Origin of the sequence: Synechococcus sp. WH 8101 (genome assembly GCF_004209775.1) — a bacterium.
Taxonomy (GTDB): Bacteria; Cyanobacteriota; Cyanobacteriia; order PCC-6307; family Cyanobiaceae; genus Synechococcus_C.
This window is the reverse complement of the sequence record NZ_CP035914.1, coordinates 477,916-491,789: the sequence shown is the minus strand read 5'-3', so window position 1 is coordinate 491,789 and position 13,874 is coordinate 477,916. Positions and strand designations below refer to the sequence as shown.

Sequence of the window (13,874 nt, the reverse complement as noted above, 5' to 3'; positions counted from 1 at the left end):
GCCCCTCTCCGGCCAGTCCCCGGCCTTATCAGCCTTCTAGCAGGCTTTCGCGCCCAAAGGCCGCTGCAACCAAGGGCGGATCAGTGCCTCGGCCCGCTGCAGCGCGATGGACCATCCCTCCGGCCAGTCCCGCAGCCGTTGACCGCGCCGTTCGGCCTCCTGCAGCAGCGGTTGCAACAGGGCACGGGCCATGCCCCCGAAGGCCACCCCTGCCGGCCCGCCATCGGAGCTGGTGGGCAGTAGATCGATCGTGGCCGCGTTCGTGCCACCGGCCAACTGGAGCGGCCCGGGGGGCGCCAGGGGACGCAACTGACGCCACAGGCGCACGGCGGCACGGGCCGTTCCCGCACCAACATCACCACGCATCGGGCGGCCGTCGAGCTGCCAGAGAGGGCGCTGAGCCCTGGCCCGCAAGGCTGCATGACGACTCCAGAGCTCCCGCGACAGGTCGGCAGCCGTGCAGTGATGCCCCTCAAGACCGCAGCTGACCGCCAGACGCCTGAGGGGAACCGTCGCAGCGCCGATGGCGGCGAGCGTCGCGTCGAAGGCCTCGGCCCGGCCGGGCGCGGTGTGAATCTCCAGAGCATCCGGCCTGAGCTCTCGCAGCAGGTCGGTCAACCCATCCCTGCCGATTCGGTGCTCCCGGGTCTCGATCAGCCCCAGAGGACAAGCGGGCAAACAACGACCGCAGCCGTAACAGAGGCTGGGTGACACCCCTGCACCTGGACTGATCGCCATCGCCGGGCAGACCCGCTCGCAGGGCCTGGAGCAATCGGACGGGCAGCGCTCCGGCACAAAGAACGCCTTGCGGAAGTGGGGATCCTGACCATCGCTGATGCTCACCATCAACCAGGGACGATGGGCCTGGCGCTCTTGCGCCCAGGCCAACCCTTCCCTGGCGGCATGGACCACGGCGGGATCAGCAGCCACATCCACACAGTGCACCCCCGCCATGGCATACACAGCACAAAGATCGGCGATCGCAGGCAGATCCTGATTGCTGGCCCCGCAGATCAACTTGACCCAACGCCCCTGGGTCAGAGCGCGTTCGGCGGAATCCGCCGACAACGCCGGAGCGGTCACAGGGGCTCAGGCTCCGAGCAGGGTGGCCAGAGGCTCCCAACGCAAGCTCCTGGCACCGCCCATCTCCACCACCACCTTGAGGCGGGGCTCCCGTCGCGTCAGAGCGCACAGCGACAACAGTTCCGAACGTGACAGCACCTGGCCCTCCAGAAGCCAGAGCACAACGGGTTGATCTCCGAGCAGACGCTCACCGAGCCAGGGCATCACATCGTGCACTTCACCAACCGCGGCACCGCGGCCGACGCTCTGATGGCCCAGGTGGGGAGGTCGCACACCATGCTTTTGAAAGAGATAGACCTCAGGATCACCGAGGCCCCGCGCCGACGTGAGAAGTGTGCGGTATCCAGCAGCGCGAAGACGGCGCAGCAAGCGGGTTTCCGCCCCACCCTCAAGCGGCGCATGCACGGCCATGCACCCTTCCGACTCAAGCTCGCGCCGGAAGCCACGACCGGAGAGCAGCAGCGGCATGGAACCGAACCAACTGCGGCCAGTGTGGCAGCAGAGATGAGACTTCTGAAGTGGAGTCAAGCTGTGGTGTAGTGTTTTTGTTTGCTTCGCGCTTCTGTGCCCGTCCGCTAGCCGGGCCTCCAGAACGTGTCGCAGGTCCGGCGATTGCGCCGGATCCCCAGGCCAGAGCAATGGTTCAGACCATCACGTCAGAAGCATTGCCGGGAAACTGACCGGATCCACCGGCCAAGTCCCAGCCAGCTGATTTGCTCGCTAGCCCCATTCCGGATGTGCGCCTGACTCAAGGCGACCACCACTCCGGCCATGACTGCGTCACTTCGATCAGCGCCCCCTGGCCACCATCCACCCGGATGGAGGTTGTCCACGCTGGCGTTTCTACCCCCATGTCCATCGGCATCCTTGGGAAGAAGCTGGGTATGTCCCAGCTCTTCGACGAGCAAGGCAAAGCCGTCCCGGTCACCTTGATCGAGGCGGGACCTTGCCGCATCACCCAACTGAAAACAACTGAAACGGACGGCTACGTGGCCGTCCAGATCGGCTTCGGCGACACCCGCGAGAAGCTGGTTAATAAGCCTGCCAAGGGTCATCTCGCCAAATCTGGCGAGGAACTGCTGCGCCACTTGAGCGAGTACCGCGTTGACGACGTCGCCGGTCTCGAACTCGGTGGGGCGATCACCGTTGGTGATTTCGAAGCCGGTCAGAAGGTGGACGTGAGTGGCGACTCCATGGGCCGCGGTTTCGCGGGCTATCAGAAACGTCACGGCTTCAGTCGTGGACCGATGACGCACGGTTCCAAGAACCATCGCGAACCGGGTTCGACCGGCGCCGGTACAACACCGGGCCGCATCTATCCCGGCAAGCGCATGGCCGGCCGCTACGGCGGCAAAAAAATCACCACCCGTGGGCTCACGATCCTGAAGATCGACAGCGAGCGCAATCTGCTGGTGGTGAAAGGGTCGGTGCCGGGCAAACCCGGTTCGCTCCTGAACATCCGGCCCGCCAACCGTGTGGGCGCCAAGCCCGCAACTGGAGGTAAGTGATGGCCACATGTGTTGTCCGTGACTGGCAGGGCAAGGACGCCGGCAAGGCGAGCCTCGACCTGAAAGTGGCGAAGGAATCCACCGCCACCGATTTGATGCACCGCGCCGTCCTGCGCCAGCAGGCCCACATGCGTCAGGGCACCGCCAGCACCCTCACGCGAGCGGAAGTTCGTGGTGGTGGTCGCAAGCCTTACAAGCAAAAAGGCACCGGTCGCGCTCGCCAGGGTTCGATTCGTACCCCCCTGCGTCCCGGTGGTGGCATCGTCTTCGGACCGAAGCCTCGCAGCTACAACCTGGCGATGAATCGCAAGGAGCGGCGACTGGCCCTGCGTACAGCCCTGATGGCGCGCCTTGAGGCCATCACCGTGGTGAAGGATTTCGGCACGACCCTCGACGTGCCGAAGACACGAGAGATCACCGATGCCCTGGGTCGTCTCGGCGTTGCCGCAGACAGCAAGGTGTTGATCATCCTTTCAAGCCCCTCCGAGGTCGTGCGCCGCTCGGTGCGCAACCTCGACAAGGTGAAGCTGATCGCCGCCGACCAACTCAACGTCTTCGATCTTCTCAACGCCCAGGCGTTGGTGGTGGGTGAAGACGCTCTCACAACGATTCAGGAGGTCTACGGCGATGACTGAGCGCTTCTCCGAACGTCTGGCCGATGTGATTCGCCGTCCGCTGATCACTGAAAAAGCCACCCGCGCCCTGGAACTGAACCAGTACACCTTTGAGGTGGATCACCGTGCGGCCAAGCCCGACATCAAAGCTGCGATTGAGCAGCTCTTCGATGTGAAGGTCACCGGCATCAGCACCATGAATCCGCCTCGCCGCAGCCGCCGCGTCGGTCGCTTCGCCGGCAAACGCGCCCAGGTGAAGAAGGCGGTGGTGCGCCTGGCCGAGGGCAACTCCATCCAACTCTTCCCTGAGTCCTGAGGGGTCTGAAACGTCATGGCAATTCGTACTTTCCGCCCCTACACGCCCGGAACCCGCACCCGGGTCGTCACCGACTTCAGTGAAGTCACCGGCCGCAAGCCGGAACGCTCCCTGGTGGTGTCCAAGCACCGCCGCAAGGGTCGCAACAACCGCGGTGTGATCACCTGCCGTCATCGCGGCGGCGGTCACAAGCGCCTTTATCGCACCGTCGATTTCCGGCGCAACAAGCACGGCGTGCCCGCCAAGGTGGCCGCCATCCATTACGACCCACACCGGAATGCCCGGTTGGCTCTGCTCTTCTATGCCGACGGCGAGAAGCGCTACATCCTCGCTCCGGCGGGTGTGACTGTGGGCCAGACCGTGGTCTCCGGTCCGGAAGCACCGATCGAGAACGGCAACGCCATGCCGCTCTCGGCGGTTCCCCTCGGTTCGAGCGTGCACTGCGTCGAGCTCTATGCAGGTCGCGGTGGCCAGATGGTGCGTACCGCTGGCGCCAGTGCCCAGGTGATGGCCAAGGAAGGCGACTACGTCGCTCTCAAACTGCCATCCACCGAGGTTCGACTGGTGCGCCGTGAGTGCTACGCCACCCTCGGCGAAGTGGGCAACTCGGAGATCCGCAACACCAGTCTGGGCAAGGCCGGTCGTCGTCGCTGGCTGGGTCGTCGTCCCCAGGTGCGCGGCAGTGTGATGAACCCTTGCGACCACCCCCACGGTGGTGGTGAAGGCCGGGCCCCGATCGGCCGTTCCGGCCCGGTGACCCCCTGGGGCAAACCCGCTCTCGGTCTCAAGACCCGCAAGCGGAACAAGCCGAGTAACAAGTTCGTCCTCCGGAAGCGTCGCAAGACGTCCAAGCGGAGCCGTGGCGGACGCGACTCCTGATGCACATCACCGTTTTGCCGTTCGCCTAACCCGCCATGGGACGTTCACTTAAAAAAGGCCCTTTCATCGCCGACAGCCTGCTTCGCAAGGTTGAAAAGCAAAATGCCGCCGACGACAAGTCGGTGATCAAAACGTGGTCTCGGGCCTCCACGATCCTGCCGATGATGATCGGCCACACCATTGCCGTTCACAACGGCAAAACCCACGTGCCGGTTTTCGTGACCGAGCAGATGGTGGGTCACAAGCTGGGGGAATTTGCCCCCACCCGCACCTTCAAGGGCCACATCAAAGACAAGAAAGGAGGCCGCTGAGACCATGACAACGTCATCCCCAACGGCTCCCACCGCCCGGGCCCATGGCCGCTTCATCCGCGGTTCAGTGTCCAAGGTGCGCCGTGTCCTCGATCAGATCCGCGGTCGCAGCTATCGCGACGCGCTGATCATGCTCGAGTTCATGCCCTACCGCTCCACCGGCCCGATCACCAAGGTGCTGCGGTCGGCGGTCGCCAACGCCGAGCACAACCTGGGCCTGGACCCCTCCACGCTGGTGATCGCCCAGGCGAGCGCCGACATGGGCCCGTCCATGAAGCGGTATCGGCCCCGCGCCCAGGGTCGCGCCTACGCGATCAAGAAGCAGACCTGCCACATCAGCATCGCTGTGGCAGCTCCGACCGACTCCTGACCCCCGAGCACACCGACTGATGGGACACAAAATCCATCCAACCGGCTTACGCCTGGGGATCACCCAGGAGCACCGGTCCCGCTGGTACGCCTCCAGCCGCAACTATCCGACCCTTCTTCAAGAGGATGATCGGATTCGCAAGTTCATCCACAAGAAGTACGGCGCCGCCGGCATCAGCGATGTGCTGATCGCCCGCAAAGCCGACCAGCTCGAAGTGGAACTGAAAACCGCACGCCCAGGCGTGCTGGTGGGCCGCCAGGGCAGCGGCATCGAGGAGCTGCGCAGCGGCATCCAGAAAACCGTGGGTGATCTGAGCCGTCAGGTGCGGATCAACGTGGTGGAAGTGGAGCGCGTTGACGCCGACGCCTTCCTCTTGGCCGAATACATCGCCCAGCAACTGGAGAAGCGCGTGGCCTTCCGCCGCACCATCCGCATGGCGGTGCAGCGGGCGCAACGGGCTGGCGTGCTCGGCCTGAAAATTCAGGTGAGCGGTCGCCTGAATGGCGCCGAGATCGCCCGGACCGAGTGGACGCGTGAAGGGCGCGTGCCGCTGCACACCCTGCGTGCCGACATCGACTACGCCACCAAAGTGGCCAGCACCACCTATGGGGTGTTGGGCATCAAGGTGTGGGTCTTCAAAGGAGAAGTGCTGGGGGATGAAGCCCGTCAGCAACTGCCGGTGGGCGCAACCCCACGGCGGCGGGCCGGTCGCAGGCCCCAACAGTTCGAAGACCGCTCCAACGAGGGTTGAACAGGAGGCCTGAACCATGCTGAGTCCAAAACGCGTCAAATTCCGCAAGCAGCAGCGCGGCCGCATGCGCGGCGTCGCGACCCGAGGCAACACGATTGCCTTCGGTCAGTTCGCTCTGCAGGCCCAGGAGTGTGGCTGGATCACCTCGCGCCAGATCGAGGCCAGTCGTCGCGCCATGACACGCCACGTCAAGCGTGGCGGCAAGATCTGGATCCGAATCTTCCCCGACAAGCCGATCACCATGCGCCCCGCCGAAACCCGCATGGGTTCCGGTAAGGGCAACCCGGAATTCTGGGTGGCTGTGATCAAGCCGGGGCGGGTGTTGTTCGAAATGGGTGGTGCAGAAATCACCGAATCCATCGCCCGGGAAGCCATGCGCCTGGCGCAATACAAGCTGCCCGTGAAAACCAAGTTCATCTCCCTGGACGACCAGGAGAGCGCCGCCTCAGGCAGTGATGCCAAGGCTGCATCCACCGCAACCGTGGAGGCCTGACGATGGCACGCCCTAATGCATCCGAGCTGCGCCAGCTCACCGACGCAGACATCACCGAACAGATCAACGGCCTGCGCCGCGAGCTGTTCGACCTGCGCTTTCAGCAAGCCACGCGCCAGCTAACCAACACGCACCGTTTCAAGGAAAGCCGCATCAAGCTGGCCCAACTGTTGACGGTGCAAGCGGAGCGCCAGCGCTCCGCCGCTTCCTGATCCCCTAAGGAGAACCAGACATGGCAACCAAGGAAAGGGTCGGCACCGTCGTCAGCGACAAGATGGACAAAACGGTGGTGGTGGCGGTGGAGAACCGCTTCCCCCACCCCATCTACAAGAAGACGGTGAGCCGCACCACCCGTTACAAGGCTCACGACGAAGACAACAGCTGCCGCGTCGGCGACCGGGTTCGGATCACCGAGACCCGCCCGCTCAGTCGCCACAAGCGCTGGGCCATTGCAGAAGTGCTCAGCCACAGTGCCAAGGCAGAAACAGAAGCCGCCAAGGCCGAAGCCAGTGCCGCCAAGGCCGAAGCCGCCCAAGAGGAGGTGTCGAAGTGATTCAGCAGGAAACATTCCTCACCGTCGCTGACAACAGTGGCGCCAAGCGCATCCAGTGCATCCGCGTTCTGGGCAGCAACCGTCGCTACGCCCACGTGGGCGATGTGATTGTGGCCGCCGTCAAAGACGCCATGCCCAACATGGGCGTGAAAAAGTCGGATGTGGTCAAGGCTGTGGTGGTGCGCACCAAGGCCACCCTGCGTCGCGATACGGGCAACTCGATCCGTTTCGATGACAACGCAGCGGTGATCATCAATGCCGACAACAATCCTCGCGGAACCCGCGTTTTCGGTCCTGTGGCGCGTGAGCTGCGCGAGCGCAACTTCACCAAAATCGTCTCCCTCGCCCCGGAGGTGATCTGACATGGCAACAGCAACTCCCAAATCCAGCACCAGCCAGCGCATCAAGATGCGGCTGCGCAAAGGCGACACCGTTCAGGTGATCTCCGGCAAGGACAAGGGCAAAACAGGTGAGGTGCTCCGCACCCTGCCCTACGAGAACCGCGTCGTGGTTCAGGGCATCAACCTGCGCACCCGTCACGTCAAACCCACCCAAGAGGGTGAGACTGGCCGGATCGTCACGGAAGAAGCGTCTCTGCACGCCTCCAACGTGATGCTGTATTCCACCAGCCAGAAGGTCGCCAGCCGTGTCGAGATGGTGACCGAGAAAGACGGCACCAAAAAACGTCGTCTCAAGAAAACCGGCGAAGTGATCGATTGATCACCCGTCCCGTCTTCTGACCAAGCCCAGAAGTCCCTTATCCCCAGCCATGTCACTCAAACAGCGCTACCGGGAGACCATTCAGCCCAAATTGCTGAAAGATCTGAGTCTCTCCAACATCCATGAAGTTCCCAAGGTGGTGAAAGTCACCGTCAACCGGGGACTCGGCGAAGCCGCCCAGAACGCCAAGGCTCTCGAAGCCTCGGTGAGCGAATTGGCACAGATCACCGGCCAGAAAGTGGTCGTTACCCGTGCCAAGAAAGCGATCGCCGGTTTCAAGATCCGCCAGGGCATGCCAATCGGCTGTGCTGTGACCCTGCGCGGTGAACGGATGTATGCCTTCCTGGAGCGTCTGATCAACCTGGCGCTGCCCCGGATCCGCGACTTCCGCGGCGTCAGCCCCAAGAGTTTCGACGGACGTGGCAATTACACCCTGGGGGTGAGGGAACAGATCATTTTCCCGGAGATCTCCTTCGACAAGATCGACGCCATCAGGGGCATGGACATCACCATCGTGACCACTGCCCGCACGGATGAAGAGGGCCGGGCCCTCCTCCGCGAGATGGGAATGCCATTCCGCAGCAACTGAGCCCCCCTCGGACCCACCATGGCCAACCACGACCCTATTTCCGACATGCTCACTCGCATTCGCAATGCGAGTGAGAAGCGTCACCAATCCACCAAAGTTCCGGCCTCCCGGATGTCCCGCAGCATCGCCAAGGTGCTGCAACAGGAAGGCTTCATTGCTGAAATCAGTGAGGAAGGCGAGGGTGTTCAAACCCATCTCGTCCTTGAACTGAAGTACAGCGGCAAGCACCGCCAGCCCACGATTCGCTCCATGCAGCGGGTCAGCAAACCTGGTCTGCGCATCTACAAGAACACCCGAGGCCTGCCCAAGGTGCTCGGTGGCCTTGGGGTGGCGATCATCTCCACCTCTAAAGGTGTGATGAGCGACCGCGATGCCCGTAAACAGGGTGTGGGCGGTGAAGTGCTCTGCTACGTCTATTGATCCGGAGCCAGAACTATGTCTCGTATCGGTAAATCTCCCATCCCCATCCCCGACAAGGTGAGCGTCAGCCTCGATGGGCTCGCCGTCACCGTGAAGGGTCCGAAGGGCGAACTCCAGCGCACCCTGCCCGATGGTGTCACCATCAGCCAGGTGGAGAACACTCTGGTCGTGGCTCCCAGCAGCGAGAAGCGCAAGTCACGGGAACGTCATGGCCTCTGTCGCACCCTGGTGGCCAACATGGTCGAGGGCGTCAGCACCGGCTTCACAAAAAAGCTGGAAATCGTCGGCGTCGGTAACCGCGCCCAGGTGAAAGGCAAAACCCTCGTGGTCAGCGCCGGCTACAGCCATCCCATTGAAATGGTTCCGCCCGAAGGCATCACGTTTGCGGTGGAGAACAACACCAACGTCACCGTGTCCGGCACCGACAAGGAGCTGGTGGGCAATGAGGCCGCCAAGATTCGCGCCATCCGTCCACCTGAGCCCTACAAGGGCAAGGGCATCAAATATGCGGGCGAGCGCATCCTGCGCAAGGCCGGCAAGTCGGGCAAGAAATAAGCCCCTGCCAGATCACCTTCCGCAACCCTCACCATGTCAACCTCCTCTCGCAAACAGCAGACGCAAAAGCGCCACCGGCGCCTGCGTCGTCACCTCAGCGGCTCCGCCGATCGTCCCCGGCTGGCGGTGTTCCGCTCCAACAATCACATCTACGCCCAGGTCATCGACGACGAGGCCCAGAGCACCCTCTGCTCCGCCTCAACGCTCGACAAGGATCTGCGCACCAGCCTGAAGGCCGATGGCAGCAGCTGCGATGCTTCCATTGCCGTCGGTGAGCTGGTGGCCAAGCGCGCCCTTGCCAAAGGAATCCAACAGGTGGTCTTCGATCGCGGCGGCAACCTGTATCACGGTCGGGTGAAAGCCCTGGCCGACGCCGCCCGGGAAGCGGGCCTGCACTTCTGACCCTGCTCTCACCATGACCGAATCAACCCCCCAGACCAACCCCAACGACATCCCGGCGGCGTCCGATGTTCCTGCAGCTGCAGAAGGCCAGCAGGAGCAGCGCCGTGGTGGTGGCCGGGGCGACCGCGACCGACGCGGTGGCGGCCGTCGCGGCGATCGCCGGAACCAGGAGCGTGACTCCGAATGGCAAGAACGCGTTGTGCAGATCCGCCGCGTCTCCAAGACCGTGAAAGGCGGCAAGAAAATGAGTTTCCGCGCCATCGTCGTGGTCGGCAACGAGCGCGGTCAGGTGGGCGTCGGTGTCGGCAAGGCCGGTGATGTGATCGGTGCCGTGCGCAAGGGCGTGGCCGACGGCAAGAAGCATCTGGTCAAGGTGCCTCTCACCCGTCACAACTCCATCCCAACCCTGTCCAATGGTCGCGACGGTGCCGCCAGTGTGCTGATCCGTCCCGCCGCTCCCGGTACCGGTGTGATTGCGGGCGGCTCGATCCGCACGGTGCTGGAACTGGCTGGCATCAAGAACGTGCTGGCCAAACGGCTCGGCAGCAAAACCCCCCTCAACAACGCCCGGGCTGCCATGGTGGCCCTCGAAGCGCTCCGCACCCATAAGGAGACCGCCAAGGAACGGGGGATCTCCCTCGAGCAGATCTATTCCTGATTCCCGATGACCCTCCGACTCGACTCTCTCCAGGCCAACAAAGGCGCGCGACGCCGCAAATTGCGCAAAGGCCGTGGCATTGCCGCTGGCCAGGGCGCCAGCTGCGGCTTCGGCATGCGTGGCCAGAAATCCCGCTCCGGTCGTCCCACCCGCCCCGGTTTTGAGGGTGGCCAGATGCCCCTCTACCGCCGGGTACCGAAGCTGAAGCACTTCCCCTTGGTGAACCCCAAGTTCTTCACGGTGGTGAACGTCTCCGCACTCAACGAGCTCAAAGCCGGCAGCACCGTCAACCTCGACTCCCTCGTCAAAGACGGCATCGTCACCAGCCCGAAGCATCCCCTCAAGATCCTCGGCAACGGTGAACTCAAGGCCAAACTCACCGTGCAGGCTGCAGCCTTCACCGCCTCCGCCCGCGCCAAGATCGAAGCCGCCGGTGGCAGCTGCGAACTGCTCGACTGAGGCCGCACCGCAGTCGCCAGTGCAGATCTAAGGTCTGAGCCGTCCGCGGAACTACGGTCTGCGGACGGCTTTTTGGCATCCAGCCCACTCCACAACCATTCATCCATGTTCATCAGTCGGGGACGCAATCCCAGCGCCGGAGAGGTGATCACCCAGCTGGTGCAGAACAAGGAATTGCGCAGCCGGGTACTCACCACGCTTGGCCTGCTCATGCTGGTGCGCCTCGGGATCTACATCCCCATGCCGGGCATCGACCGGGTCGCCTTCCAGCAGTTTCTGCAGCAGGGAGGGCAGCTGATCGGCTTCCTCGACATCTTCACGGGAGGCGGCATCTCGACCCTGGGGGTCTTCGCCCTGGGCATCCTGCCCTTCATCAATGCCTCGATCATCCTGCAGCTGCTCACCGCAGCCCTGCCCCAGCTCGAGGATCTCCAGAAGAATGAAGGGGAGGCGGGCCGACGCAAGATCGCTCAGATCACCCGGTATGTGGCCCTGGGCTGGGGCCTGATCCAGAGCATCGTGTTCGCGATGATCCTGCGGCAATACGCGGTGGAGGGTCTCAGCGACACCGTGTTCGTGGTGCAGACAGCCCTGGCGCTCGTGACCGGGTCGATGGTGGTGATGTGGCTCAGTGAAGTGATCACCGAACGGGGCATCGGTCAGGGCGCCTCCCTGGTGATCTTCCTCAACATTGTGGCCACCCTGCCCCAGGCCCTCGGGGCCACGATCGAGAAAGCGCAGACCGGTGACCGCAACGATGTGGTGGGCATCATCGTGCTGGTGCTCGTGTTCCTGGTCACGATCGTGGGGATCATCTTTGTGCAAGAAGGAGCCCGACGCCTGCCGATTGTGAGCGCCAAACGCCAGGTGGGTGGTACAGCCCTGTTGCCCAGTCGGCAGAGCTATCTGCCCCTGAAGCTCAATGCCGGTGGCGTGATGCCGATCATCTTTGCCTCCGCGCTGATCTTCCTGCCACTCACGATCGCCAACGTCACCAAAAACCCGCTCCTGATCCGAGCCGCCAGTGCCCTCAATCCGAGCGCGGCCAATCCCTGGCCCTATGCCCTGCTCTTTTTCGCCCTGATCCTCGGCTTCGCCTATTTCTACGCCTCACTCACCGTCAATCCCACCGACATCGCCAGCAACCTCAAGAAAGGAGGCGTCGCCATTCCTGGCGTGCGCCCCGGCAGCGCAACGGCGGCTTACCTCTCTGGCGTGCAAAACCGACTCACCCTGCTGGGTGGCCTCTTTCTTGGGGCGGTGGCCATCATCCCGTCGGCCGTCGAAAGGGCCACGGGCGTCACCACCTTCCAGGGCCTGGGGGCCACCTCCTTGCTGATCTTGGTGGGCGTGGCGATCGACACCGCCAAGCAGGTGCAGACCTATGTGATCTCACAGCGTTACGAAGGCCTCGTGCGCCAGTAACCCTCGCCTGGCCACCAGGCAGCCGCATCCATTTACAGAATTTTCGTTCTCGACCATGAAGCAACGGCTCCTCTTCCTCGGCCCTCCCGGCGCCGGCAAGGGCACCCAGGCGGCCCGACTGTGTGCCGCCCATGGCATGCAGCATCTCTCCACCGGCGACCTGCTGCGGTCGGAAGTCGCCGCCGGAACCGCCCTGGGGCAGGAAGCTGAAGCGGTGATGAACCGTGGCGAACTGGTGAGTGATGCCCTGGTTTTGGCGATCGTGAAAGGCCAGCTGGGCCGCCTCAGCACAGGTGGGTGGCTGCTCGACGGATTTCCTCGCACAGTGGCCCAGGCGGAAGCCCTCACCCCGCTGCTGGCGGAGCTCCAACAACCCCTCGAAGCGGTGGTGCTCCTCGAGCTCGATGATGCGGTGCTGATCGAGCGCATGCTGGCGCGCGGCCGGGCCGATGACACCGAAGCCGTGATCCGCCATCGGCTGGAGGTGTACCGGGAGAAAACAGCACCCCTGATCGACTTCTACCGTCAGCAGGGTCTGCTCTGCTCGGTGGAAGCGCAGGGCAGCATCGAGGCGATTACCGAGCGGATTGAAGCCACCCTTCAAGGGGGTTGATGGGGTCGTTGTGATAGGTTAGCTGTTTGGAATTTTGGAGAGCCACACCCCATGAAGGTGCGCGCCTCGGTCAAGAAAATGTGTGAGAAGTGCCGTGTGATTCGCCGCCACGGCCGGGTCATGGTGATCTGCACCAACCCCAAGCACAAGCAGCGTCAGGGCTGAAGCCCAGCTGCGGGTCTGCCGGCTAATTATTTATTAGCAGCAGATCCCACCCCAGCCCCAACGGATCCGCCCCCAGGGCGGACCTTTCTGTCCCCCTCGTTTGATCGCTCAGTGGCAAGGATTGCTGGTGTCGACATTCCCCGCGACAAGCGGATCGAAGTCGCCCTCACCTACATCTACGGAATCGGACCCACCCGGGCCCGCACCATCCTCTCCAAGACCGGTGTCAATCCCGACATCCGCGTCAAGGATCTCGACGATGGAGATGTGCAGAAACTGCGCGGTGCCACCGAGGCCTACACCATCGAGGGTGACCTGAGACGACAGGAGGGCATGGCGCTGAAGCGCCTTCAGGACATCGGCTGTCTGCGCGGTCGTCGTCACCGCATGAGCCTTCCGGTTCGCGGTCAACGCACTCGCACCAACGCCCGCACACGCCGTGGTGCCCGCAAAACCGTCGCCGGTAAGAAGAAGTAATTCGCGAAGGCTGAGTCTTCCTGCGACTCGGTTCTGCTGTCTGTCATCCCCTCCCACCTGTCTCCAGGCCCAAGCCCATGGCCAAACCCGCCAAAAAATCAGGCCCCAAGAAGGCCAAGCGCAACGTCCCCAACGGTGTTGCCCACATCCAGAGCACCTTCAACAACACGATCGTGTCGATCACCGACACCACCGGTGAGGTGATCTCCTGGTCCTCCGCCGGAGCCAGCGGCTTCAAAGGCGCCCGTAAAGGCACCCCTTTTGCAGCCCAGACCGCTGCTGAAGCCGCGGCCCGTCGTGCTCTCGAGCAGGGCATGCGACAGATCGAAGTGCTGGTGCGTGGCCCTGGCTCAGGTCGGGAAACCGCCATCCGGGCCCTGCAGGTGGCAGGTCTGGAAATCACGCTGATCCGTGATGTCACTCCCTTGCCCCACAACGGCTGCCGTCGTCCCAAGCGTCGCCGCGTCTGATCGACGTTTCACCACCAGGCTTTTCTCGCTCTTCACCGCTACA

25 protein-coding genes are annotated in these 13,874 nt (G+C 63.4%); 23 read left to right on the top strand and 2 right to left on the bottom strand.

The window, feature by feature from the left end; genetic code table 11:
• Nucleotides 1–36 precede the first annotated feature (36 nt).
• The gene (locus tag SynWH8101_RS02330; RefSeq protein ID WP_254428013.1) at nt 37–1,083 is read right to left on the bottom strand and encodes an LdpA C-terminal domain-containing domain; all 1,047 of its coding nucleotides are present in this window, start codon (nt 1,081–1,083) and stop codon (nt 37–39) included.
• Between the two features lie 6 nt (nt 1,084–1,089).
• Nucleotides 1,090–1,551 carry an NAD(P)H-quinone oxidoreductase subunit N gene (locus SynWH8101_RS02325; RefSeq protein WP_130128407.1) on the bottom strand — a complete coding sequence of 154 codons (462 nt, stop codon included), beginning with the start codon at nt 1,549–1,551 and terminating at the stop codon, nt 1,090–1,092.
• A 383-nt stretch (nt 1,552–1,934) separates the two neighbouring features.
• On the opposite strand from SynWH8101_RS02325, the gene rplC reads away from it, so the two are divergent.
• The 23 genes from rplC (at nt 1,935) to rpsK (ending at nt 13,831) form a co-directional block, all read left to right on the top strand.
• Nucleotides 1,935–2,591, top strand: a complete 657-nt coding sequence (gene rplC / locus SynWH8101_RS02320; protein WP_130128406.1) for a 50S ribosomal protein L3 — start codon at nt 1,935–1,937, stop codon at nt 2,589–2,591.
• Entirely contained in the window at nt 2,591–3,226 is a 636-nt protein-coding gene (gene rplD / locus SynWH8101_RS02315) for a 50S ribosomal protein L4 (RefSeq protein WP_130128405.1), read from the top strand. The genes rplC and rplD overlap by 1 nt, the downstream gene beginning before the upstream one ends.
• Nucleotides 3,219–3,521 (top strand): 50S ribosomal protein L23, encoded by a 303-nt coding sequence (locus tag SynWH8101_RS02310; RefSeq protein ID WP_130128404.1) that lies wholly within the window; start codon nt 3,219–3,221, stop codon nt 3,519–3,521. The genes rplD and SynWH8101_RS02310 overlap by 8 nt, the downstream gene beginning before the upstream one ends.
• 15 nt (nt 3,522–3,536) lie before the next feature.
• Nucleotides 3,537–4,400: a 50S ribosomal protein L2 gene (gene rplB, locus SynWH8101_RS02305; RefSeq protein WP_007100619.1), complete on the top strand. Its 864-nt coding sequence runs from the start codon at nt 3,537–3,539 to the stop codon at nt 4,398–4,400.
• A gap of 35 nt (nt 4,401–4,435) precedes the next feature.
• The gene (gene rpsS, locus SynWH8101_RS02300) at nt 4,436–4,711 is read left to right on the top strand and encodes a 30S ribosomal protein S19 (protein WP_006042208.1); all 276 of its coding nucleotides are present in this window, start codon (nt 4,436–4,438) and stop codon (nt 4,709–4,711) included.
• A gap of 4 nt (nt 4,712–4,715) precedes the next feature.
• The gene (gene rplV, locus SynWH8101_RS02295) at nt 4,716–5,081 is read left to right on the top strand and encodes a 50S ribosomal protein L22 (protein ID WP_007100620.1); all 366 of its coding nucleotides are present in this window, start codon (nt 4,716–4,718) and stop codon (nt 5,079–5,081) included.
• Between the two features lie 19 nt (nt 5,082–5,100).
• Nucleotides 5,101–5,832: a 30S ribosomal protein S3 gene (gene rpsC, locus SynWH8101_RS02290; protein ID WP_130128403.1), complete on the top strand. Its 732-nt coding sequence runs from the start codon at nt 5,101–5,103 to the stop codon at nt 5,830–5,832.
• Between the two features lie 16 nt (nt 5,833–5,848).
• The gene (gene rplP / locus SynWH8101_RS02285; protein WP_130128402.1) at nt 5,849–6,325 is read left to right on the top strand and encodes a 50S ribosomal protein L16; all 477 of its coding nucleotides are present in this window, start codon (nt 5,849–5,851) and stop codon (nt 6,323–6,325) included.
• Between the two features lie 2 nt (nt 6,326–6,327).
• The gene (gene rpmC, locus SynWH8101_RS02280; RefSeq protein WP_007100624.1) at nt 6,328–6,537 is read left to right on the top strand and encodes a 50S ribosomal protein L29; all 210 of its coding nucleotides are present in this window, start codon (nt 6,328–6,330) and stop codon (nt 6,535–6,537) included.
• Nucleotides 6,538–6,557: 20 nt separating this feature from the next.
• Nucleotides 6,558–6,878 (top strand): 30S ribosomal protein S17, encoded by a 321-nt coding sequence (gene rpsQ, locus SynWH8101_RS02275; RefSeq protein WP_130128401.1) that lies wholly within the window; start codon nt 6,558–6,560, stop codon nt 6,876–6,878.
• On the top strand, nt 6,875–7,240 hold the full coding sequence (gene rplN, locus SynWH8101_RS02270; protein ID WP_007100626.1) for a 50S ribosomal protein L14: 366 nt from the start codon (nt 6,875–6,877) through the stop codon (nt 7,238–7,240). The genes rpsQ and rplN overlap by 4 nt, the downstream gene beginning before the upstream one ends.
• 1 nt (nt 7,241) lies before the next feature.
• Nucleotides 7,242–7,598 (top strand): 50S ribosomal protein L24, encoded by a 357-nt coding sequence (rplX, locus tag SynWH8101_RS02265; protein ID WP_130128400.1) that lies wholly within the window; start codon nt 7,242–7,244, stop codon nt 7,596–7,598.
• A gap of 49 nt (nt 7,599–7,647) precedes the next feature.
• Entirely contained in the window at nt 7,648–8,187 is a 540-nt protein-coding gene (gene rplE, locus SynWH8101_RS02260) for a 50S ribosomal protein L5 (RefSeq protein WP_007100628.1), read from the top strand.
• A gap of 18 nt (nt 8,188–8,205) precedes the next feature.
• The gene (gene rpsH / locus SynWH8101_RS02255; RefSeq protein ID WP_007100629.1) at nt 8,206–8,607 is read left to right on the top strand and encodes a 30S ribosomal protein S8; all 402 of its coding nucleotides are present in this window, start codon (nt 8,206–8,208) and stop codon (nt 8,605–8,607) included.
• Nucleotides 8,608–8,622: 15 nt separating this feature from the next.
• Nucleotides 8,623–9,162 (top strand): 50S ribosomal protein L6, encoded by a 540-nt coding sequence (gene rplF, locus SynWH8101_RS02250; RefSeq protein ID WP_130128399.1) that lies wholly within the window; start codon nt 8,623–8,625, stop codon nt 9,160–9,162.
• A gap of 33 nt (nt 9,163–9,195) precedes the next feature.
• Nucleotides 9,196–9,564: a 50S ribosomal protein L18 gene (gene rplR / locus SynWH8101_RS02245; protein ID WP_007100631.1), complete on the top strand. Its 369-nt coding sequence runs from the start codon at nt 9,196–9,198 to the stop codon at nt 9,562–9,564.
• A gap of 13 nt (nt 9,565–9,577) precedes the next feature.
• Nucleotides 9,578–10,222, top strand: coding sequence for a 30S ribosomal protein S5 (gene rpsE / locus SynWH8101_RS02240; RefSeq protein WP_007100632.1), 645 nt, complete (start codon nt 9,578–9,580; stop codon nt 10,220–10,222).
• A gap of 6 nt (nt 10,223–10,228) precedes the next feature.
• Nucleotides 10,229–10,681, top strand: a complete 453-nt coding sequence (gene rplO / locus SynWH8101_RS02235; protein ID WP_007100633.1) for a 50S ribosomal protein L15 — start codon at nt 10,229–10,231, stop codon at nt 10,679–10,681.
• 105 nt (nt 10,682–10,786) lie between these two features.
• On the top strand, nt 10,787–12,106 hold the full coding sequence (secY, locus tag SynWH8101_RS02230) for a preprotein translocase subunit SecY (RefSeq protein WP_130128398.1): 1,320 nt from the start codon (nt 10,787–10,789) through the stop codon (nt 12,104–12,106).
• 55 nt (nt 12,107–12,161) lie between these two features.
• Nucleotides 12,162–12,719, top strand: a complete 558-nt coding sequence (locus SynWH8101_RS02225; RefSeq protein WP_130128397.1) for an adenylate kinase — start codon at nt 12,162–12,164, stop codon at nt 12,717–12,719.
• A gap of 51 nt (nt 12,720–12,770) precedes the next feature.
• Entirely contained in the window at nt 12,771–12,884 is a 114-nt protein-coding gene (gene rpmJ / locus SynWH8101_RS02220; protein ID WP_007100636.1) for a 50S ribosomal protein L36, read from the top strand.
• Between the two features lie 111 nt (nt 12,885–12,995).
• Nucleotides 12,996–13,361 carry a 30S ribosomal protein S13 gene (gene rpsM / locus SynWH8101_RS02215; RefSeq protein ID WP_007100637.1) on the top strand — a complete coding sequence of 122 codons (366 nt, stop codon included), beginning with the start codon at nt 12,996–12,998 and terminating at the stop codon, nt 13,359–13,361.
• A gap of 77 nt (nt 13,362–13,438) precedes the next feature.
• A complete protein-coding gene (rpsK, locus tag SynWH8101_RS02210) occupies nt 13,439–13,831 on the top strand; it encodes a 30S ribosomal protein S11 (protein WP_007100638.1) in 393 nt (130 codons plus the stop codon).
• Nucleotides 13,832–13,874: the final 43 nt, after the last annotated feature.

Bases quoted from the DNA above. Each gene is read 5' to 3' on its own strand.
- rplV (WP_007100620.1), top strand. From the start codon at position 4,716: ATGACAACGTCATCCCCAACGGCTCCCACCGCCCGGGCCCATGGCCGC.
- rpsS (WP_006042208.1), top strand. From the start codon at position 4,436: ATGGGACGTTCACTTAAAAAAGGCCCTTTCATCGCCGACAGCCTGCTT.
- rpsE (WP_007100632.1), top strand. From the start codon at position 9,578: ATGACCGAATCAACCCCCCAGACCAACCCCAACGACATCCCGGCGGCG.
- rplP (WP_130128402.1), top strand. From the start codon at position 5,849: ATGCTGAGTCCAAAACGCGTCAAATTCCGCAAGCAGCAGCGCGGCCGC.
- SynWH8101_RS02310 (WP_130128404.1), top strand. From the start codon at position 3,219: ATGACTGAGCGCTTCTCCGAACGTCTGGCCGATGTGATTCGCCGTCCG.
- rplX (WP_130128400.1), top strand. From the start codon at position 7,242: ATGGCAACAGCAACTCCCAAATCCAGCACCAGCCAGCGCATCAAGATG.
- rplO (WP_007100633.1), top strand. From the start codon at position 10,229: ATGACCCTCCGACTCGACTCTCTCCAGGCCAACAAAGGCGCGCGACGC.
- rplR (WP_007100631.1), top strand. From the start codon at position 9,196: ATGTCAACCTCCTCTCGCAAACAGCAGACGCAAAAGCGCCACCGGCGC.
- rplE (WP_007100628.1), top strand. From the start codon at position 7,648: ATGTCACTCAAACAGCGCTACCGGGAGACCATTCAGCCCAAATTGCTG.
- SynWH8101_RS02225 (WP_130128397.1), top strand. From the start codon at position 12,162: ATGAAGCAACGGCTCCTCTTCCTCGGCCCTCCCGGCGCCGGCAAGGGC.
- rpsK (WP_007100638.1), top strand. From the start codon at position 13,439: ATGGCCAAACCCGCCAAAAAATCAGGCCCCAAGAAGGCCAAGCGCAAC.
- rpsH (WP_007100629.1), top strand. From the start codon at position 8,206: ATGGCCAACCACGACCCTATTTCCGACATGCTCACTCGCATTCGCAAT.
- rplD (WP_130128405.1), top strand. From the start codon at position 2,591: ATGGCCACATGTGTTGTCCGTGACTGGCAGGGCAAGGACGCCGGCAAG.
- rpmC (WP_007100624.1), top strand. From the start codon at position 6,328: ATGGCACGCCCTAATGCATCCGAGCTGCGCCAGCTCACCGACGCAGAC.
- SynWH8101_RS02325 (WP_130128407.1), bottom strand. From the start codon at position 1,551: ATGCCGCTGCTGCTCTCCGGTCGTGGCTTCCGGCGCGAGCTTGAGTCG.
- rplF (WP_130128399.1), top strand. From the start codon at position 8,623: ATGTCTCGTATCGGTAAATCTCCCATCCCCATCCCCGACAAGGTGAGC.
- rpsC (WP_130128403.1), top strand. From the start codon at position 5,101: ATGGGACACAAAATCCATCCAACCGGCTTACGCCTGGGGATCACCCAG.
- rpmJ (WP_007100636.1), top strand. From the start codon at position 12,771: ATGAAGGTGCGCGCCTCGGTCAAGAAAATGTGTGAGAAGTGCCGTGTG.
- rplB (WP_007100619.1), top strand. From the start codon at position 3,537: ATGGCAATTCGTACTTTCCGCCCCTACACGCCCGGAACCCGCACCCGG.
- rplC (WP_130128406.1), top strand. From the start codon at position 1,935: ATGTCCATCGGCATCCTTGGGAAGAAGCTGGGTATGTCCCAGCTCTTC.
- secY (WP_130128398.1), top strand. From the start codon at position 10,787: ATGTTCATCAGTCGGGGACGCAATCCCAGCGCCGGAGAGGTGATCACC.
- rpsQ (WP_130128401.1), top strand. From the start codon at position 6,558: ATGGCAACCAAGGAAAGGGTCGGCACCGTCGTCAGCGACAAGATGGAC.